We start from the raw sequence: 15,710 nt of genomic DNA on the forward strand, positions 1-15,710 counted from the left end.
CCCGGCATGAAGGGTCCGGACGCAGAGAATCCGGGGAACCCGCGCAGAACGTGCGCGGATTCCCCGGATCTACCGGAACCCTTGCGGCCCTAGCCGGAAGTGCTAGAGCTTCTCGGTGAGGGCGCCGGCGGCGCCTCCCACCACGGGGACCTGGGAGAGAACTCCGTCGGTCGCGCCCGCCAGCCCGTCCACGGCGCCCTCGGCCGCGTCGGCGGCGGGCAGGGCGTCCACGGCACCGGCGTCCACGGGCAGTGCCTTCACAGGCAGTGCGCCCGCGGCGCGGTCGACCACGCCGCCGGTGCTCTGGACGACCGTGTCGGTCAGCCCGTTCGACTCGCTGACACCGCTCCGAGCCGATTCCTCGGTGTCAGCTACTTTTTTCCCGACAGGTGGCCCTTCGTGTTCTCCTCGTGGGGCTCGTCGATGTCGGCCTCGGAACCGCCCTCGCAGGAGGCGTAGGCGGTGCCGAAGATGGCGATGGCGTTGCCGCACACGTTCACCGGGGCCTGCACGGGAATGTAGGCCTGGTTGCCGTTGCCGATGCCGTCGTTGTCGGTCGTGGTCAGGTCGGAACCGCCCATGCCGTCCATCTCGGCCTCGGCGCCGCCCTCGCAGCCCGCGGCGGCACCGCCGAAGACGGCGACGGCGTTGCCGCAGGCGTTGACGGGAGCCTGGACCGGGGCCAGCAGCTGGTTGCCCGACAGGGCGCCGTCGTTGCCGGTCGTGGTCGCGGACTCCTCGGCGCGTCCGGACTCCTCGAGGGTGGCGTCCGAGCCGCCCTCGCTGCCCGCCGTGGCGCCGCCGGCCACGCCCGCGGCGATGCCGCTGACGTCGACGGGGGCCTGGACGGGGGCGACGGCCTGGTTGCCGTTGCCGAGACCGGTGTTGTCGTAGGTGGTCACGTCGCCGGAACCCGGGCCGTTCATCTCGGCCTCGGCGCCGCCCTCACAGGAGGCGCCGGCGGTGCCGAGGACGGAGGCGGCGATGCCGCAGATGTTGACGGGGGCCTGGACGGGGGCTACGACCTGGTTGCCGTTGAGGGCTCCGACCTGGTCATGCGTGTCGACCGCACCGTGCGATCCGCCCGCGTTGGCGACACCGGCGGATCCGGCCACGAGAACGGCACCGGCCGCCACGACGCCGGTCTTCATTGTCTTGCGTGCCCAATTCGAGTTCACTTACCGTCACCTTTCAGGGACTACTCGGTCATGCTTTCTTTCAGGGATGGGCCGGCGTACGCCGGTGGTGGGACGGTCGGCCGGAACCGACGGGCCGCCGCGGCGCGGATCGAAACGCTGCTTACTCCGTTTCGACGCACGTGTCTCCGCGGTCGGACCCGGTCACGCGCCCTCCTGCCCGGGAGGGCGGGGCGGGGAGTCTCCGGCTCAGGTGGATGCGCCGGGGCGCCCCGTGGAATATCGCATCAAACTGCCGTCCATTGGGACTGTTGAACGCGGAACACCACGGCGCAAAGAACACCTGAGCTGCTCCCCGCGACCTGTCGCGTCCGGTGGGACTGGAAACGGGCTGCGTCGGCACCTGGGGAGGACGACGCCGCGGCCCGATCCGGAACCGCCGGTCTCACGACTGACCGTTGGGAGCCGCAAGGCCGACCGACCGGAGTTCGGCGTGGCCGACCTGCGACTTTACTGAGCGGATCGCCCGGACCCGGATTCCTCCGGAGCGCGGGCGGCACCGCTCAGCGTTCTGCGGTGCCAGCGACGGTGGTGGCGGGCCGCAAGAAAACTGTGGACGTGGCGTCAGCGCGCCGACGTCATCTGATTGGCGTCCGCCGAGACGTCCGCGCCGGCCGAGGCGTCGGCCGCAGAGTCGGCGTCGACTCCTCCGGCGGCGTCTGCGGAGGCGTCGGCGTCGGCCGCGCCGTCGACGGAGGCTCCGGCGTCCTGCTCGGGCCCGGCGACCTGGACGATCCAGGTGGCGACCTTGTCGCGGAGGCTCGGTTCCGCGTCGTTCGCGGCGGGAGCCATCGGGTCGGCCTGCGGCTCGTCGCTCTCGCTGAGAACGCCGTCGCCGTCGTCGGCGCCGAGAAGGCCCGCGATCGCACCGCCGAAGGTCTTGTCGCCCTCGGAGATCGGAACGGCGGTGGCGTTGGCCGACTCGGTCCGGTACCGGCCGCCCTCCTCCCTGTCCAGCAGGGAGCGCACGGAGTCGGCGACGCTCGCGTCACCGGCGTCGGCCCCGTCCAGGCCGAGGCGGTCTCCGGCGCTGTCGGCGGCTTGGGTGAACAGAGGCCCGTGGTCCTCGACCGAGGCCACCGCGGCGCCCTTGGCGCCGTCGACGCTCTGGCCGACGCCCCTGAGCGAGGTCTTCATGGTGTCGACCACCAGCGGCCCCGTGGCCTGCAGAGCGGCGGTCGGACTCTGGTGCGCGGCGCCGAAGGGCGTCTGGTCCAGGGCCTTCTGGGCCTGGGCGAGCCGGTCCTCGCCCGACATGTCGGTCGCGCCGGCGGTCTCGACGGCTTGGGAGGAGCCGGGGAGGAACAGCACTCCGGTGGAGAGCGCCCCTACGGCCACCGCGGCCCGTTTGGCTGTCTGCTTCAACGTTTCCCTCGCAATTCTTTCGTCGTACGCCCGGTTTAACGCGCGACTTCGCGAGCGAGTTACGCATGGACGCGAAAAAAATCATGAAAAGCCCCTCGGAGTCCGCCTATCGCGAGCGGCCCTCTCGAACCGGGGATGGAATGTCCGGTATGACCGTTACTCGGGCCGATCCCGTTCGTGCCGAACGCAAAGCGGGTCCCGATTTTGTGATCTGCGTCAATTCCGATGTCGGTCACGAGGCCCATGCCCCGGCGAGACGCCCCAACTAGACTGAAGTGGTGACTTTGTACAGGAGCACGGAGAACGGACCGGTACCCGTGACGGACCCGCAGAAGACCCCGTGGCGCAGCGCCCCCCTCTCCTTCCTCAAGGGAGGGGCCATGGGCGCCGCCGAGGCCGTGCCCGGCATCTCGGGCGGCACCACCGCCCTCATCGTCGGCATCTACGACCAGCTCATCGGCGCCGTCTCCGACCTCATCCACGCCCTGAGGCTCAGCGCGGCCTCCCTCTTCCGGCGCCGCCCCATGCGGCCGGCGTGGGACGCCGTCAAGGCGCTCGACTGGCCCCTGCTGGTCCCCGTGGCCGCCGGCATGCTGACGTTCCTCCTCATCGCGCTCAACACGGTCGCACCGCTCATGGAGTCCCACCCCGTCCCCATGAACGCCCTGTTCTTCGGCATGATCGCCGTGTCGGTCGCGATCCCCCTGCGCATGCTCCCCGACCGCTTCACGGCGGTCAACGGGCTCCAGTTCGCCGCGGCCGCCGTCCTGGCCTTCCTGGTCACCAGCGTCCCCGCGATGCACGTGGCCGACCCCTCCCTCTGGTACGTCTTCCTCGCCGCCATGATCGCCATCAACGCGCTCGTCCTCCCCGGACTCAGCGGCTCGGCGCTCATGGTCGTCATGGGCATCTACATACCGGTCCAGAACGCGCTGAGCGACCTCGACCTCGCCTTCATCGGCACCTACATGGCCGGCGCGGCCATCGGGCTGGGCCTGTTCTCCAAGGTCCTCAACTGGCTGCTGCACGCCAAGCGCCAGGCGACCATGGCGGCGCTCGCCGGGCTCATGGTCGGATCGCTGCGCTCTCTGTGGCCCTGGCAGTCGGAGGAGGGCGCGCTCCAGGCCCCGGGCGACGGGATCGGCCTAGCCGTCGTTCTCGCGCTGGCCGGAGCCGCCATCGTCGCCGGCGCCCTGTACTGGGAGGCGCGCAGCCGCCGGAAGGGCTAGCGGACGGCCGGGCCGAAGGCGCCGGCGCCCGGCCCGTCCGGCGGAGGCGGACGTTTCCGCCGCGCACGAGACCGGATCGCGGTCCCCTGCGGCCCAAGACGAGAGCGACCGTCCCGTCACCCCGCAGGCGGACCCTGGCAGGCCTGGGGCATACTGGTCGAACCGGAAGACCGGGGGAGAGCTCCCCCGGCGGCGTACACCTCCACCTCGCGGGCCGGTCACTCCCGGCCCCGCCGGCCTCCGGTGGCCGCGGTGGAGCTGGGCATGTTAAGGACGCGAATGAGCCGCACAATCGGACCGTTCCGGGGTGTCTCCACACTCCGGGTCGAAGGTGCCTACGAACTGTGCGCCGGTGTCGACGGCGAAGGCCGCCCCGTCGAGATCCTCACCCTCGGTTCCAGCTCGTCCAAGGACCCCTCCCGCCGCGCCATGCTCATGGACGCCGTCGCCTGGGCCCACGCCAACTCCGGCATCGACGACTCTCCCATCCTCGAAGCCGACCTGAACGCCGACCAGCCCTACGTGGTCGTCTTCCAGGACGAGGGCCGACGCGGCGCCGAGCGGATCCTGGAGAGGCTCCTCGCCCTCGGGCCAGCCACCGGACGCCTCCCACGGCCGCAGGTCCCCGGCAGCACCGCCACCAAGTTCATCTCCTCCATGCCGCCCGCCCCGCCCAAGGCCGTCGTCAAGCGCCGGCGGAAGTCCATGGTGCGCCCCCTGATCCTCTCCCTGCTCTCGGCCGTCCTGCTCTTCGCCCTGACCGGCGGGGCGTGGATGCTGTGGGCCGCCTTCAAGCCCGGTTCCGACGAAGGCGCCCGACCGCCGGCCGCCGACGCGGGGCAGAAGGAGGACGGCGTGCCCGAATGGAATCCGGACGCCCCCTCCGAGTCGCTGGGCGGCGAGACGTTCGACGACGAGAAGACCCAGACCTTCGCCGTGGAGGGCTGGCCCGTCGCCTTCCGCGTCCCCGCCGAGTTCAAGTGCGGCTCCGACGGCGGCGAAGTCGAGTGCGAGACGCCCGAGGGCGGCACCTTCTCCGTCGAGTGGTCGGCCTGCGAGGGGTGCGGCAAGGAGAAGAAGCGCCAGGTGCGCTCCGAGATGGAGCTGCAGCCCATGCGGGACGTCGGCAATCCCAGGGTCGCCTTCCAGCACAGCCAGCTCGCCGAGGAGTGGCACGCCCAGGGCTCGTTCTTCACCGACGGACTGCCCGGCCGGGAGGACGTCGACGGGCACGTCGTCGTCACCGTGGCGGTCCCCGACGACGACAAGTCCGAGGCCCAGAAGGCGCTCAACGACGTCCTGAACCAGACCCTCGCCGCGAAGTTCTGACCGCTCGGATCCGGCCGGACGGCCGTGCCGGGGCTCCGGATCCCTCGGCGGACGAAATCCACCGCCCCGCCGGGGAATGGCCGCCCGCCGCGAACCGCGGCCGTCGGCGTCCGCTCACCGCTCGTACGACTCCCAGGCCCGCAGGACGTCGTCGACGACCGTCACCGAGTAGATCGGCGGGTTCTCCCGGGGCGCGGTGAAGCCCCAGTCCTCCAGTTCGGTGCGGAAGGACGAGGAGGCCAATTCCTCCGACAGGGTCTCCACGGCCGACCGGACCGGGGCGTCCATCTGCCCCGGGGTCAGCATGGGGTAGGAGAGCCAGGGCGCGGAGAGGTCGTCGAAGCGGTGGAAGCCTCCCGCGGAGTCGTCCAGCTCCGTCCGCCGGACGAGCTCGGGCGCCTCGGGGTCGTCGGCCGCGCGGACCACGTCCTCGTCCACTCCGTACGTCGAGATCCACAGCAGCGCGGCGGTGTCGCGGCGCGGGTCGCCGACCCTCACGTCGCGCGGTCGGGGCACCGTCCTCCCGTCGGCCGGAATGCCGACCGGGTCGGCGGCCACGGACGCGCGGTAGGCCTCCCACCGCTTCGCCGACTCGTCGGCGGCGTGGAAATCGGACCAGAGGACGGTCTCCGGAATCCACACGTGCGCCGCCTCTCCCGGGCCGTCGGCGGAGTCGCGGCCCTCCAGGGCGAGGCTGATGCAGCGGTCGGAGAGCGTCTCGTTCAACTGGTAGCCCTCCAGGACCCGGGCCATCTCGGGCGCGGCGGCCACGTGGAGCGTGACGGCCTCGTCGCACTCCTTCACCTGGGCGATGGCGACATTGAGGGTGTAGACGGAGACGACGGCGAAGAAGACCGCCAGGAGGCCGCCCCCTACGAGCCGCCGTCCCTCGTGGGAGAGGCGGCGGGGCCGGCGGTGTCGTCCTGTCATGACGCCAATTCTATTGACCGCTCCGACCCGACCGCAATACCGGGCATGCCCGATGAGCGGGAATTCCACCGTCCGGTCGAGAGCGGCCGCCGACGCGCGCCGCGGGTTCCGGCCGGCCCGGGGAGACTCGTTCGCGGGCATGAGAAAAGGGCTCGCTCACTGCGAGCCCCCAGGGGATTCCGCTCTCGTGTCCGCGCCGCGCTTCGCGTGCGCCACCGTGCTACTTGCTGGAACGGCGGCGCTTCGGAGGAGTGAGGAGTTCGGCGATGGTGCGCATGGTCTCCGGCACCAGGTGGAAGTAGGCCCACACACCGCGCTTGTCGCGCTTGACGACGCCGGCCTCGGCCAGGATGCGGAGGTGGTGGCTGATGGTCGGCTGCGACAGGCCCAGCGGCTCGGTCAGCTCGGCGACGCAGGCCTCCTGGTCGGGGGAGTTCTGAATCATGCTGATGAGGCGCAGGCGGTTCGGGTCGGCCAGGGCCTTGAGAACACCGGCGATGCGCTCCGCGTCATCCTCGGGAATGATCTCGCCGCCAACCGGAGAAATCGGTGTCGTGACTTCTTGCGTCAGTCGTGCCATTGTGTTTCCTTCCAATAGCGTTAGTTCCGGGATTCCGATCCCATTCTGAATACATTCTCAGAACATTCTCAGAATCCAAGCTTCGTTTAAGATTCCGTTGTCGGCAACCCGTTCGGCTCAACAAGGGTAACCGCCCCACTCCACCGGTCGTCCGAGCCTGCGGCGGCGCGCCTCACATCGGCGGGACCGTCCACTATGCATGGGGCCGTCCGCCTCTCAAGACTATCCGGTACTCCCCGCGCGTTGCAGCGGTCTGCGGGTTGACATGCGACTCAGGACCGTCGGAGCGCCCTTCGACTTTCCCAGCGTTGCATAAGAGCATGCGCCCATGTCCTATACCTGGATATTAGCAACTCAAGGCTCCACTTCCCTGCCGCGGACCGAATGCCGGTGAATTGACCCTACCAGGGGTTATATTCAGATACAACGATAGACACGCTCTTTGTGTCATATATAATGCGATAGAATTCACTATCTAAAAGTGATGCGCGACTCGCCTCCGCCGAGCGCAAACGCCGCCATGCCCAGAGCCCCACCGAAGCCAGTGCGAGACCGCCCAGCAGGCGCGATCTCTCGCCTTGTCCCACACGCCTTCCGAGAGGCACCGGGGCCCTGAAGGAGAGCACGGGCCAGCCCTCCGCGGCGGCGGTGCGGCGCAACGCCCTGTCCCCGTTGACGACCCTCGGCCGCCCGACGGCGCGCAGCATGGGCTCGTCGCGGTGCGAATCGGAATAGGCGAAGGACGCGTCCAGGTCGATTCCCCTCTCCGAGGCGAACTCCCGAATGGCCCCGGCCTTGGCCTCGCCGGCCGCGTAGAACTCCACCTCCCCGGTGTAGAGGCCGTCCCCGTCGACCGACAGGCGCGTGGCGATCACCTCCCTGATTCCCAGCATCTCCGCGATGGGGGCCACTATGTCGGTGCCCGAGGCGCTCACGAGCACCACCTCGCGGCCGGCCGCGGCGTGCGCCTCGACCAGTGCCGCGGCCTCGGCGTAGACGTACGGTCGGATGAGGTCGCCCAAAGCCTCGGTCACGACGGCGCGCACCCGGTGCGCGGGCCATCCGCGGGAGAGCTCGGCGAGGTAGTCGCGGGTGCGGTCCATGTGCTCGGGACCGGTTCCGCCCAAACGGTAGACGAGTTGGCCGTACGCGGCCTTGACCACGTCGCGGCGCTCCAGCAGCCCCTCGCGGAACAGGGGACGGCCGAAGGCCAGGGCGCTGGACTTCGCCACTATCGTCTTGTCCAGGTCGAAGAACGCAGCCGAATGCCTGACCATGGTCACAGTGTAATCTCCCGCCCCGGGAACAGGTGAGATCGCGGGAAACCCTCCTTTCCGATCACGTGAACGTTTCTTTCGTTCTCGATATGTCATACCACCCCGTATGATGTTCCGCATGGCCAAAAAGACGCGGATGAGCTTCGAGTGCCGCGATTGCGGGCACCAGGTGCCGAAGATGCTGGGGCGATGCCCCGAATGCGGAGCCTGGGGGACGATGGAGGAATCGGCCCCCGCGTCCATTCCGTCCCACGCAGGTACCGCCGCGGGGCGGCGCATCCCGACCCAGGCCGCCCAACCGATCCGGAAGGTCTCGGCCGCGCAGGCCGCGAGCGTCCCGACCGGGATCGTGGAGCTGGACCGGGTCCTCGGGGGCGGGCTCGTCCCCGGCGGCGTCGTCCTCATCTCGGGCGAGCCCGGCGTGGGCAAGTCCACGCTCCTGCTCGACTGCGCGCACCAGTTCTCCGCCGCCGGCCACGGCCGGTCGCTGATCGTCACGGGGGAGGAGTCCGCCTCCCAGGTGCGCCGACGCGCGGACCGGACGGACAGCCTCCACGACGACCTCTACCTCGCCGCCGAGACGGACCTCGGCTCGGCGCTGAGCCACGTCGACTCGGTGGGCCCCGGCCTGCTGATCCTCGACTCGGTGCAGACGGTGCTGGCCAACGACGTCGACGGCGTGCCCGGCGGCGTCACCCAGGTCAAGGCGGTGGCAACGGCCATCACCGCGGAGGCCAAGAGCCGCAACATGACGGCCATCCTCGTCGGGCACGTCACCAAAGAGGGCAACATCGCCGGCCCGCGCGCGCTGGAGCACCTGGTCGACACCGTCGTGCACTTCGAGGGCGACAAGCACTCCTCCCTGCGCCTCCTGCGCGGCGTGAAGAACCGTTTCGGACCGGCCGACGAGGTGGGCTGCTTCGAGATGCGCGAGGACGGGATCGTCTCCCTGCCCGACCCCTCCGGGCTCTTCCTGGAGGACAGCCCCGAAGAGCCCACTCCCGGCACCTGCGTCACGGTCACCATGGAGGGCCGCCGCGCGGTCCCGGTCGAGATCCAGGCCCTGGTCGGCAAATCGGTGAAGGACGGGGCCATCCCGAGGCACACCGTCTCCGGGCTGGAGACCGCCCGCCTCAATATGATCCTCGCCGTGCTCACCCGCCGCGGCGGAACCCCCCTGCTGGACAGGGAGGTCTACGCGACGACCATCGGGGGGATGCGGGTGCGCGAGCCCGCCAGCGACCTCGCCCTCGCCCTCGCCGTGGTCAGCGCGGAGCGGGAGATCGCCGTCAGCGCCGACCTCGTCGCCATCGGCGAGGTCTCCCTCACCGGGCAGATCCGGCGGACGGTCAACGCCGACAGGCGGTTGGCCGAGGCCGCCCGCCTCGGTTTCACCACCGCCCTCGTGCCGGCGGGGTCCGTCACCGAGAAGCCCCGGCGCATGGACGTGATCGAAGTCGGGACCATCAACGACGCCAAGCGCGAAGCCGCTCGGGCCTGGGCGCGGCGCGGCCGCTGAGACGGCGCCTCCCCGGCCTCCGCCGAGCCGACGGGTTCCCGAGCCCGTCGGCCCCCGCGAGTCGGCAGGTTCGCCCTCCGCCCCGTGAACACTCCGGTGCGAGTCTTCCGCGAGAGCGCCTTCCACGGACGGATCGTCGCGCGTCCTGAGGAACGCGCCCGCCCTGCCCCGGGCAGTTCGGCACGACTCCCCGCCGACGCGCCTCCCGCCGCCGATTCGGCGCGTCTTCCACCCAGCCGCGCACCGCCCTGCGGTTCTCCGCTCCTTCCGGCTTCCCCCAAACGAAAAGGGGTCCCTCGGATAGAATCCGGAGACATGTCCGTCCTTTTCATCCTGCTGATCGGCCTGTTCTTCATCGGGGTCAACATCGCGGTGGTGGCCTTCGTGGCCGTGCGGCTGTTGAACGTCCGCTTCACCTTCGCCAGGGTGGTCATCGCGGCCACCCTCTCCCAGACGGCCGTGCAGTACCTCCTCATCCCGGTCCTCTTCCAGGACTACGCGGCCGGTCCCGACCCCCGCGCCGAGGACGTGCCCTCCCTGCTCGCCCTCCTGGTCTTCGCCCTCGCCTGCGCCCCGCTGGCCGCCATGGTGATCCTCGTCGTCTGGGAGGCCATCCTCCCCGTCGGCTCCATCCCGCCCATCCGCACCTGGCTGAGCAACTTCCGCGCGCGGATGCGCCGCAGCCGCCGCTACTTCAAGATCCTCCGGCTCTTCTCCAAGCACCGCCTGACCGGCGTCATCCGCGGCCGCAACGACCAGACGCCCCAGCAGAGGGCCGAACTCGCGGTGTCGCTGCGCACCGCGCTCGACGAGGCCGGCGTGACCTTCGTGAAGCTGGGCCAGCTGCTGTCCACCCGACGCGACATCCTCCCCGCCGTCTACGTCGACGAACTCGCCAAGCTGCAGGACGGCGCCAGCCCCGTCCCCTACGAAGAGGTCAGGATCCAGATCGAGAACTCCCTGCGGGCCCCGGTGGCCGAGGTGTTCCGCGAGTTCGACCCCGAGCCGCTCGCCGCCGCCTCCATCGCCCAGGTGCACAGCGCACGGCTGGCCACCGGAGAGAAGGTCGTCGTCAAGGTGCAGCGGCCGGGCATCCGCGACACCGTGGAACGCGACCTCGACATCGTCCAGCGCCTCGCCTCCAAGCTGGAGCGGCACACCGACTGGGGCCGCGACATGGGGGCGCGGAAGCTCGCCGAGGGCTTCGCCGAGTCCCTGCGCGAAGAGCTGGACTTCCACATCGAGTGCGGCAACCTGGCAGCCGTTCACGCCGCCACCACCGGCCGCGGGTCCCCCCGTCCACGTGCCGCGGGCCTTCCCCGAGCTCTCCTCGGGCGACGTCCTCGTCATGGAGCGGTTCGACGGCGTCTCGCTCTCCCAGGCGGGACCGGATCTGGCCGGGCGCGGGCTGGACTCATCCGCCATCGCCGGAGTGCTCGTCGGAGAGCTGCTCGACGAGATCATGGTCGACGGCATCTTCCACACCGACCCGCACCCCGGCAACATCCTGGTGCTCGGGGACGGATCGCTCGGATTCATCGACTTCGGGTCGGTCGGCCGGCTCGACAGGGAACTGCGCGAGTCCCTGCAGCGCATCCTGTTCGCCCTGGACTCGCAGGACGTCTACTCGCTCTCCGACGGCCTGCTCGAAGTGACCACGCGGCCCGACGACCTAGACCAGGTCGAGTTCGAGCGCGCCCTCGGCGGGTTCATGGCGCGGTTCCTCAACGTCGCCGGGCAGCCCGACATGCGGATGTTCAACGAGCTGATCCGCCTCGTCATGAAGTTCCGGCTCTCCGTGCCCAACGAGCTCGCCGCCGTGTTCCGCTCCCTCGGGACGATCGAGGGAAGCGCCACCGCGCTCGACCCCCGCTTCGACCTCGTGCACCACGCGAAGTCCTACGGCGAGCAGTACGCCCAGAAGCTGGTCGACGGCGACGCCCTCCGGGAGAGGGTGCAGTCCGAGATGATCGCCGCGCTGCCCATCGCCAAGAGGTTCGTGCGCCGCGTCGACCGCATCGCCGGAGCTGTCGAGTCCGGCCGCCTGACGGTCAACATCCGCCTCTTCGCCGACGCCAAGGAGAGGAACGTCGTCACCTCCTGGCTCAACCAGATCCTGCTGACCGTCCTCGCCGCCACCACCGGCGTCATGGGCGTCCTCCTCATCCGGGTGCCCGACGGGCCGGCCATGACCAGTTCCATCGGCCTGTACGACTTCGCCGGGTTCATCCTCCTCTTCATCTCCTCCGTCATGGCGCTCCGCGTTCTGGTCGGCATCTTCGCCGCGGGCCGCCATCGCGAGGACTCCTATTGACGCTCGACGGGCCCGGGGATCCCTTCCGGGCCCGAACCCGAACCCGCACGGGATCCCTGGACGCCTGTCATGGCGCTCAACGGGGTCGGGCGCGCCCACTGGACGCAATATACCCCCATGGGGTATAAATGGAACCTCCCGCACCAGGAGGCGATCATGCGAAGAGCACTGCCGTCGATATTCCGACCCGCTTCTCCCGCCGAGCGAAGGGCCTCGGCCGTGCTGGAGGTGAGCCGCTGCTGCTCGGCCGCCCTCCGTTGGGCCTTCCAGTTCACCTACGAGAGCGGACGGTCCACGCGGTCGTGAGCCGGCCCGCCCCTGCGAGGGGAGTCGGTTTCGGAGAGAAGAGGGCCGCCGGGGCCCGGACATGAAAAAATCCCTACCCGCCGCGTGCGGGTAGGGAACGTCCGGTGGAGCTCATCGCCTCGCAGCCGCAACCGCAACCGCTGGCCATGGCATCCCCGGAGCTTCATGCAATTGTCTCGTGTGGGTGGCATGCTGCGTGTGCAGGGGATTTGACTACTCGCGAGTCGGGAACCTGGCGGCGACGGCAGCGCCCGTCGTGAGATCGCTGGGATATGAAAACAACAGAAGCGATCAAGAACAGGGCGCTGCCTCCTCTTGACCATACGACCGGTCTGTCCTACAGGCAACTGGCATCTCTCGCGCACGGGGTCGAGAGAACGATCGGGCCGTGGCAGCCGGCCACCGGACGCCAGAAGTCCCTCTCGGTGTTCATGGCCGTGGTCGTCACCGTGAACTACCTGCGCCGCAACGACTGTCAAGAAGCCGTTGGCGAACACTTCCTCGTCTCCCAATCCACTGTCTCCCGCTACATCAAGGAGCTGGAACCGGTCGTGTCGGTCCTGCTCGACGACCTCATGGCGCGCCTGCGGGCCGCTGCTTTGGCCGAGGCGCTGATCGTCGACGGGTTCCTCGTCCCCACCGGGGAGCGGAAGTGGTTCGACGGCCTCTATTCCGGCAAACGCCACGACACCGGAGCGAATCTACAGGCCATCGCCACCCTCCACGGCCGGGTCATAGAACTCTCCCCACCGCTGCGGGGATCAGTCCATGACTCCCGCGCGTTCACCGACACCGGCCTTGACAAGGTCTACAGGGTCCACTGCAGCCCTGAAGGTCCCGGCATGCTCGGCGACAAGGCCTACATCGGGAAAGTACCCATCACTCCAGTCCGGAAACCGGCCTACCGCAACCTGACCGAGGAGGAGCGAGAGTTCAACCGCGGCATCAAATCCCACCGCGCCGCGGTGGAACGAGGCATCTCCCACCTGCGCAACTGGCGAATCCTAGCCACCGGCTACCGCCGACCCCTCCGCTACCTCTACCGAACCTCACAGACCGTCATGAAACTCGAACAGTACGCGATTCACCCAGAAGAGGCTTTTGCATGAAGCTCCCGGTTTGCGCGGTCATTTCGGCGGGAGTTCGGAGGTCACCTCGAACGCCCACTCCAACCAGGAGTCCAGGACGTCGTCATCGAGGACCTCTTCGTCGAGGAGGACCCATCCGTTCTGCTCCTTGCCCCGGAAGACGAGAGGATTGGCCCCGGGACGCGCGAGCGCTTCGTCCATTCCATCGGGGCCCACTCGGATCATCAGGCCTTCGCTATAGATGTTGGCCAATGCGTGGCCCTCCCACAGGAAAGTGAGGCCCCCGAACATCTTTTTCGAGGAGACGCCGCGGGGTTCGAGCCGTTCCCCGATCCTCTCCGCCAGCACTTCGTCATATGCGATGTCCTCACGATAGCCGCCGGGCCGAGCCCCGGCTGTCTTTCGCCGCCCACGGCTTCGGTGTCCGCTTTCCATTCACCGAGGGGCGCTAGCGGCAGAGGTGCGACGCGGGCCGGCGACGGCGCCGACACATGCCGAGTCCCACCGGCGATCCACGCGCTGAAGCGGCCTCGCAGCGACCCGCGCCGGCCGGCAGTGGTCGGCCGGACATGGACCGATGCCGGGGAACCCGCGAGAAGGTTTGCAGCACAAAGAAAGCCGACCTCCGATGGAGGTCGGCTTCCAGCCGTGGAGCCTAGGGGAATCGAACCCCTAACCTCTGCCTTGCAAAAGCAGCGCTCTGCCAATTGAGCTAAGGCCCCTGGAATGCGATGTGCAAGCCTTCCGACCTGCGCGGTTGAGTTTGCGCACCGCAAGCGTAACTCACTTCGACCAGTATCTCCGCAGGGATTTGAAGCGGAGAGCCCGGCAACGCGAAAGTGAGTTGCACAACTGAAGTCCTCAGCGGATCTCTTCGGCGGAGGTGGTGGCCTCGTGCCAGAGGGTGCGCTCGTCGTTCATCGCCTTGACCTTCTTCGCCACCACGACGGCGACCGTCGCAGCGCCCGCGACGACCAGCAGTTTCTTCCACATAGCTATAAGTCTCCTCTTGAGAACGCGGTACGGCGATGAGGTCGCACGGGGGCGTCGGCTGCCGCCTGGACGGCCGCCTCCCGGCGCTTCATCGCACCTTTACACAAGCATAACGAATCGGTGTCGCCACCAAGCGGTACGCCCGCCCGGGGGCATCCAGTTCACTGTAACGCCCGCCTCACTCGCGTTCCACCTGGAGGGTGACCCCTATTCTGGCCGCACGAGACGAAAGGAGCCTTCATGAACCAGCCCTCCCTCCCCTCCAGGCGGACGGCCCGAGTCGTCATCGCCGACGAAGGCGGCGACCTCTTCCTCTTCCGCGGCCCCGGTCTGATCGACCAAGGGCGGCACTACTTCTTCGCCGTGGGAGGGGGAGTCGACGCCGACGAGACCACGATCGAGGCGGCCCTGCGAGAACTGCGGGAAGAGACCGGACAGACCGTGGAACCCGGCCGTCTCGGCGGCCCCATCGCCCGCACCGCCGGCGTCTGGACGACGCACGACGGCGTCGACTTCCATTCCGACGACACGTTCTTCTTCCTGCGGACCGCCCGCTTCGCACCGGACCTGTCGGGAATGGAGGAGGAAGAGCGCCTGGAGATCGCCGAGGGGCGCTGGTCGAGCCTCGCCGACCTGCGGGAGTCCGAGTACCCGCTGTTCCCTCGCGGCCTGCTGCCGGTGGTCGAGGACGCCCTCGACGGAACGTTCCCGCCCCGCCCGGTCGAACTGGAATCGCCCTCGACTGTCGGGCCGTTCGATGAATGAACAGGGCATTCGACGGGCCTCGTGCCGCGGCCGCACCCTCGGCACGGCCGGACTAGGCATTGACGGCTAGTCGAACACCTCGGCGGCGGGCGCGGGGCGCACCTGCCGCTCCTGGCACCGACCGCACAACTCCAGTCCGCGCATCTCCGCGTCGGACAGCGGCAGCCGCTGCGGAAAGCGCGCCCCGGGCCTCACGCCGACGACCTCTTCGCGCCCGTGCCCGAGCCACTCGCAGGACGGGTCGAAGTGGTAGGCGGCGCCGCCCTGGGTGTAGTAGACGATCCGCATCGTGTCCTCGCCGCAGCGGCAGTCAGATCCGAGCTGAAGCCCGCAGTGGACGCATTCGGAGAATCCCATGCCTCTCCCTCCAGAAGTCAAGATCTGTATCTTACATCACAGATAATCCTCTGAGGTTTGGGCTATTTATGACCTGTTTGCGATTGCTCGACTACATAGAGCGATGACTCACGGGAATGGGCTCGCTGCGCTGGAAAAACATTGGAACCGGAGCACCCGCGCCCGCCTTCCGGCGGGGAGGGGGAGGCCGGGGAAGGGGTGGACGGCCGCGGCCCGGCGGAGCCATTACACCCGATAGCGTGCCCCGGGGAGCCCCGGCCCGCTCCGGCAGGGAACGAAAAAGGCCCCAGCCAATGGCTGGGACCTCTTCTTCCGGGTGGGTGTACCAGGACTCGAACCTGGGACCTCAGAGTTATCAGCTCTGCGCTCTAACCACCTGAGCTATACACCCGGGATTTCGCCGTCGGTCGCGGCAACAGAGAAAAGATTACCTTATCCGAATCCCCGGCCGCCACGGGGTAT

The 15,710-nt window shown here is 69.0% G+C and carries 16 protein-coding genes, 2 tRNA genes and 1 pseudogene; 8 read left to right on the forward strand and 11 right to left on the reverse strand.

Annotated elements, in window-relative coordinates:
- Window positions 1-102 precede the first annotated feature (102 nt).
- The 3 genes from ACFTE1_RS20065 to ACFTE1_RS20075 all read right to left on the reverse strand — a co-directional run bounded on the left by ACFTE1_RS20065 (window position 103) and on the right by ACFTE1_RS20075 (window position 2,561).
- Window positions 103-246 (reverse strand): hypothetical protein, encoded by a 144-nt coding sequence (locus tag ACFTE1_RS20065; RefSeq protein ID WP_380624336.1) that lies wholly within the window; start codon window positions 244-246, stop codon window positions 103-105.
- A 125-nt stretch (window positions 247-371) separates the two neighbouring features.
- Window positions 372-1,178: a chaplin family protein gene (locus ACFTE1_RS20070; RefSeq protein WP_380624334.1), complete on the reverse strand. Its 807-nt coding sequence runs from the start codon at window positions 1,176-1,178 to the stop codon at window positions 372-374.
- Between the two features lie 582 nt (window positions 1,179-1,760).
- Window positions 1,761-2,561, reverse strand: coding sequence for a hypothetical protein (locus ACFTE1_RS20075; protein ID WP_380624332.1), 801 nt, complete (start codon window positions 2,559-2,561; stop codon window positions 1,761-1,763).
- A gap of 278 nt (window positions 2,562-2,839) precedes the next feature.
- Between ACFTE1_RS20075 and ACFTE1_RS20080 the strand changes: the two genes are divergently transcribed.
- Both ACFTE1_RS20080 and ACFTE1_RS20085 read left to right on the forward strand, forming a co-directional pair.
- Window positions 2,840-3,790 (forward strand): DUF368 domain-containing protein, encoded by a 951-nt coding sequence (locus tag ACFTE1_RS20080; RefSeq protein WP_380624330.1) that lies wholly within the window; start codon window positions 2,840-2,842, stop codon window positions 3,788-3,790.
- A 279-nt stretch (window positions 3,791-4,069) separates the two neighbouring features.
- Window positions 4,070-5,119 carry a hypothetical protein gene (locus ACFTE1_RS20085; protein WP_380624328.1) on the forward strand — a complete coding sequence of 350 codons (1,050 nt, stop codon included), beginning with the start codon at window positions 4,070-4,072 and terminating at the stop codon, window positions 5,117-5,119.
- A gap of 114 nt (window positions 5,120-5,233) precedes the next feature.
- On the opposite strand, the gene ACFTE1_RS20090 is transcribed toward ACFTE1_RS20085, so the two are convergent.
- The 3 genes from ACFTE1_RS20090 to ACFTE1_RS20100 all read right to left on the reverse strand — a co-directional run bounded on the left by ACFTE1_RS20090 (window position 5,234) and on the right by ACFTE1_RS20100 (window position 7,906).
- Window positions 5,234-6,049: a hypothetical protein gene (locus tag ACFTE1_RS20090; protein ID WP_380624326.1), complete on the reverse strand. Its 816-nt coding sequence runs from the start codon at window positions 6,047-6,049 to the stop codon at window positions 5,234-5,236.
- 220 nt (window positions 6,050-6,269) lie between these two features.
- Window positions 6,270-6,629, reverse strand: coding sequence for an ArsR/SmtB family transcription factor (locus ACFTE1_RS20095; protein WP_380624324.1), 360 nt, complete (start codon window positions 6,627-6,629; stop codon window positions 6,270-6,272).
- 401 nt (window positions 6,630-7,030) lie between these two features.
- The gene (locus tag ACFTE1_RS20100) at window positions 7,031-7,906 is read right to left on the reverse strand and encodes an HAD family hydrolase (RefSeq protein ID WP_380762832.1); all 876 of its coding nucleotides are present in this window, start codon (window positions 7,904-7,906) and stop codon (window positions 7,031-7,033) included.
- Between the two features lie 109 nt (window positions 7,907-8,015).
- Here ACFTE1_RS20100 and radA point away from each other — a divergent pair, with 109 nt between their 5' ends.
- From radA to ACFTE1_RS20125, 5 genes and pseudogenes are all read left to right on the forward strand, one after another.
- Window positions 8,016-9,425 carry a DNA repair protein RadA gene (gene radA / locus ACFTE1_RS20105; RefSeq protein ID WP_380624876.1) on the forward strand — a complete coding sequence of 470 codons (1,410 nt, stop codon included), beginning with the start codon at window positions 8,016-8,018 and terminating at the stop codon, window positions 9,423-9,425.
- 672 nt (window positions 9,426-10,097) lie between these two features.
- Window positions 10,098-10,631: pseudogene (locus tag ACFTE1_RS20110) on the forward strand (ABC1 kinase family protein); the annotation flags it as partial.
- Window positions 10,632-10,728: 97 nt separating this feature from the next.
- On the forward strand, window positions 10,729-11,739 hold the full coding sequence (locus tag ACFTE1_RS20115; protein WP_380762835.1) for an AarF/UbiB family protein: 1,011 nt from the start codon (window positions 10,729-10,731) through the stop codon (window positions 11,737-11,739).
- Between the two features lie 117 nt (window positions 11,740-11,856).
- Complete coding sequence (locus ACFTE1_RS20120) at window positions 11,857-12,045, forward strand: hypothetical protein (protein ID WP_380624874.1); 189 nt, start codon at window positions 11,857-11,859, stop codon at window positions 12,043-12,045.
- Window positions 12,046-12,317: 272 nt separating this feature from the next.
- On the forward strand, window positions 12,318-13,154 hold the full coding sequence (locus ACFTE1_RS20125) for a transposase family protein (protein WP_380624886.1): 837 nt from the start codon (window positions 12,318-12,320) through the stop codon (window positions 13,152-13,154).
- An 18-nt stretch (window positions 13,155-13,172) separates the two neighbouring features.
- Here ACFTE1_RS20125 and ACFTE1_RS20130 read toward each other — a convergent pair whose 3' ends face one another.
- From ACFTE1_RS20130 to ACFTE1_RS20140, 3 genes are all read right to left on the reverse strand, one after another.
- The gene (locus ACFTE1_RS20130; protein ID WP_380617899.1) at window positions 13,173-13,568 is read right to left on the reverse strand and encodes a TfoX/Sxy family protein; all 396 of its coding nucleotides are present in this window, start codon (window positions 13,566-13,568) and stop codon (window positions 13,173-13,175) included.
- Between the two features lie 214 nt (window positions 13,569-13,782).
- A tRNA-Ala gene (locus tag ACFTE1_RS20135) sits at window positions 13,783-13,855 on the reverse strand.
- Window positions 13,856-13,994: 139 nt separating this feature from the next.
- The gene (locus ACFTE1_RS20140) at window positions 13,995-14,126 is read right to left on the reverse strand and encodes a DLW-39 family protein (RefSeq protein ID WP_380617898.1); all 132 of its coding nucleotides are present in this window, start codon (window positions 14,124-14,126) and stop codon (window positions 13,995-13,997) included.
- Window positions 14,127-14,366: 240 nt separating this feature from the next.
- On the opposite strand from ACFTE1_RS20140, the gene ACFTE1_RS20145 reads away from it, so the two are divergent.
- The gene (locus ACFTE1_RS20145) at window positions 14,367-14,891 is read left to right on the forward strand and encodes an NUDIX hydrolase (RefSeq protein WP_380617897.1); all 525 of its coding nucleotides are present in this window, start codon (window positions 14,367-14,369) and stop codon (window positions 14,889-14,891) included.
- A 66-nt stretch (window positions 14,892-14,957) separates the two neighbouring features.
- Here the strand turns inward: ACFTE1_RS20145 and ACFTE1_RS20150 are convergent, their stop codons facing one another.
- The gene (locus ACFTE1_RS20150) at window positions 14,958-15,248 is read right to left on the reverse strand and encodes a hypothetical protein (RefSeq protein WP_380617896.1); all 291 of its coding nucleotides are present in this window, start codon (window positions 15,246-15,248) and stop codon (window positions 14,958-14,960) included.
- Between the two features lie 317 nt (window positions 15,249-15,565).
- A tRNA-Ile gene (locus ACFTE1_RS20155) sits at window positions 15,566-15,639 on the reverse strand.
- Window positions 15,640-15,710 lie beyond the last annotated feature (71 nt).

Origin of the sequence: Salininema proteolyticum, assembly GCF_042685645.1 — a bacterium.
In the GTDB taxonomy this organism is placed as follows: Bacteria; Actinomycetota; Actinomycetes; order Mycobacteriales; family Micromonosporaceae; genus Salininema; species Salininema proteolyticum.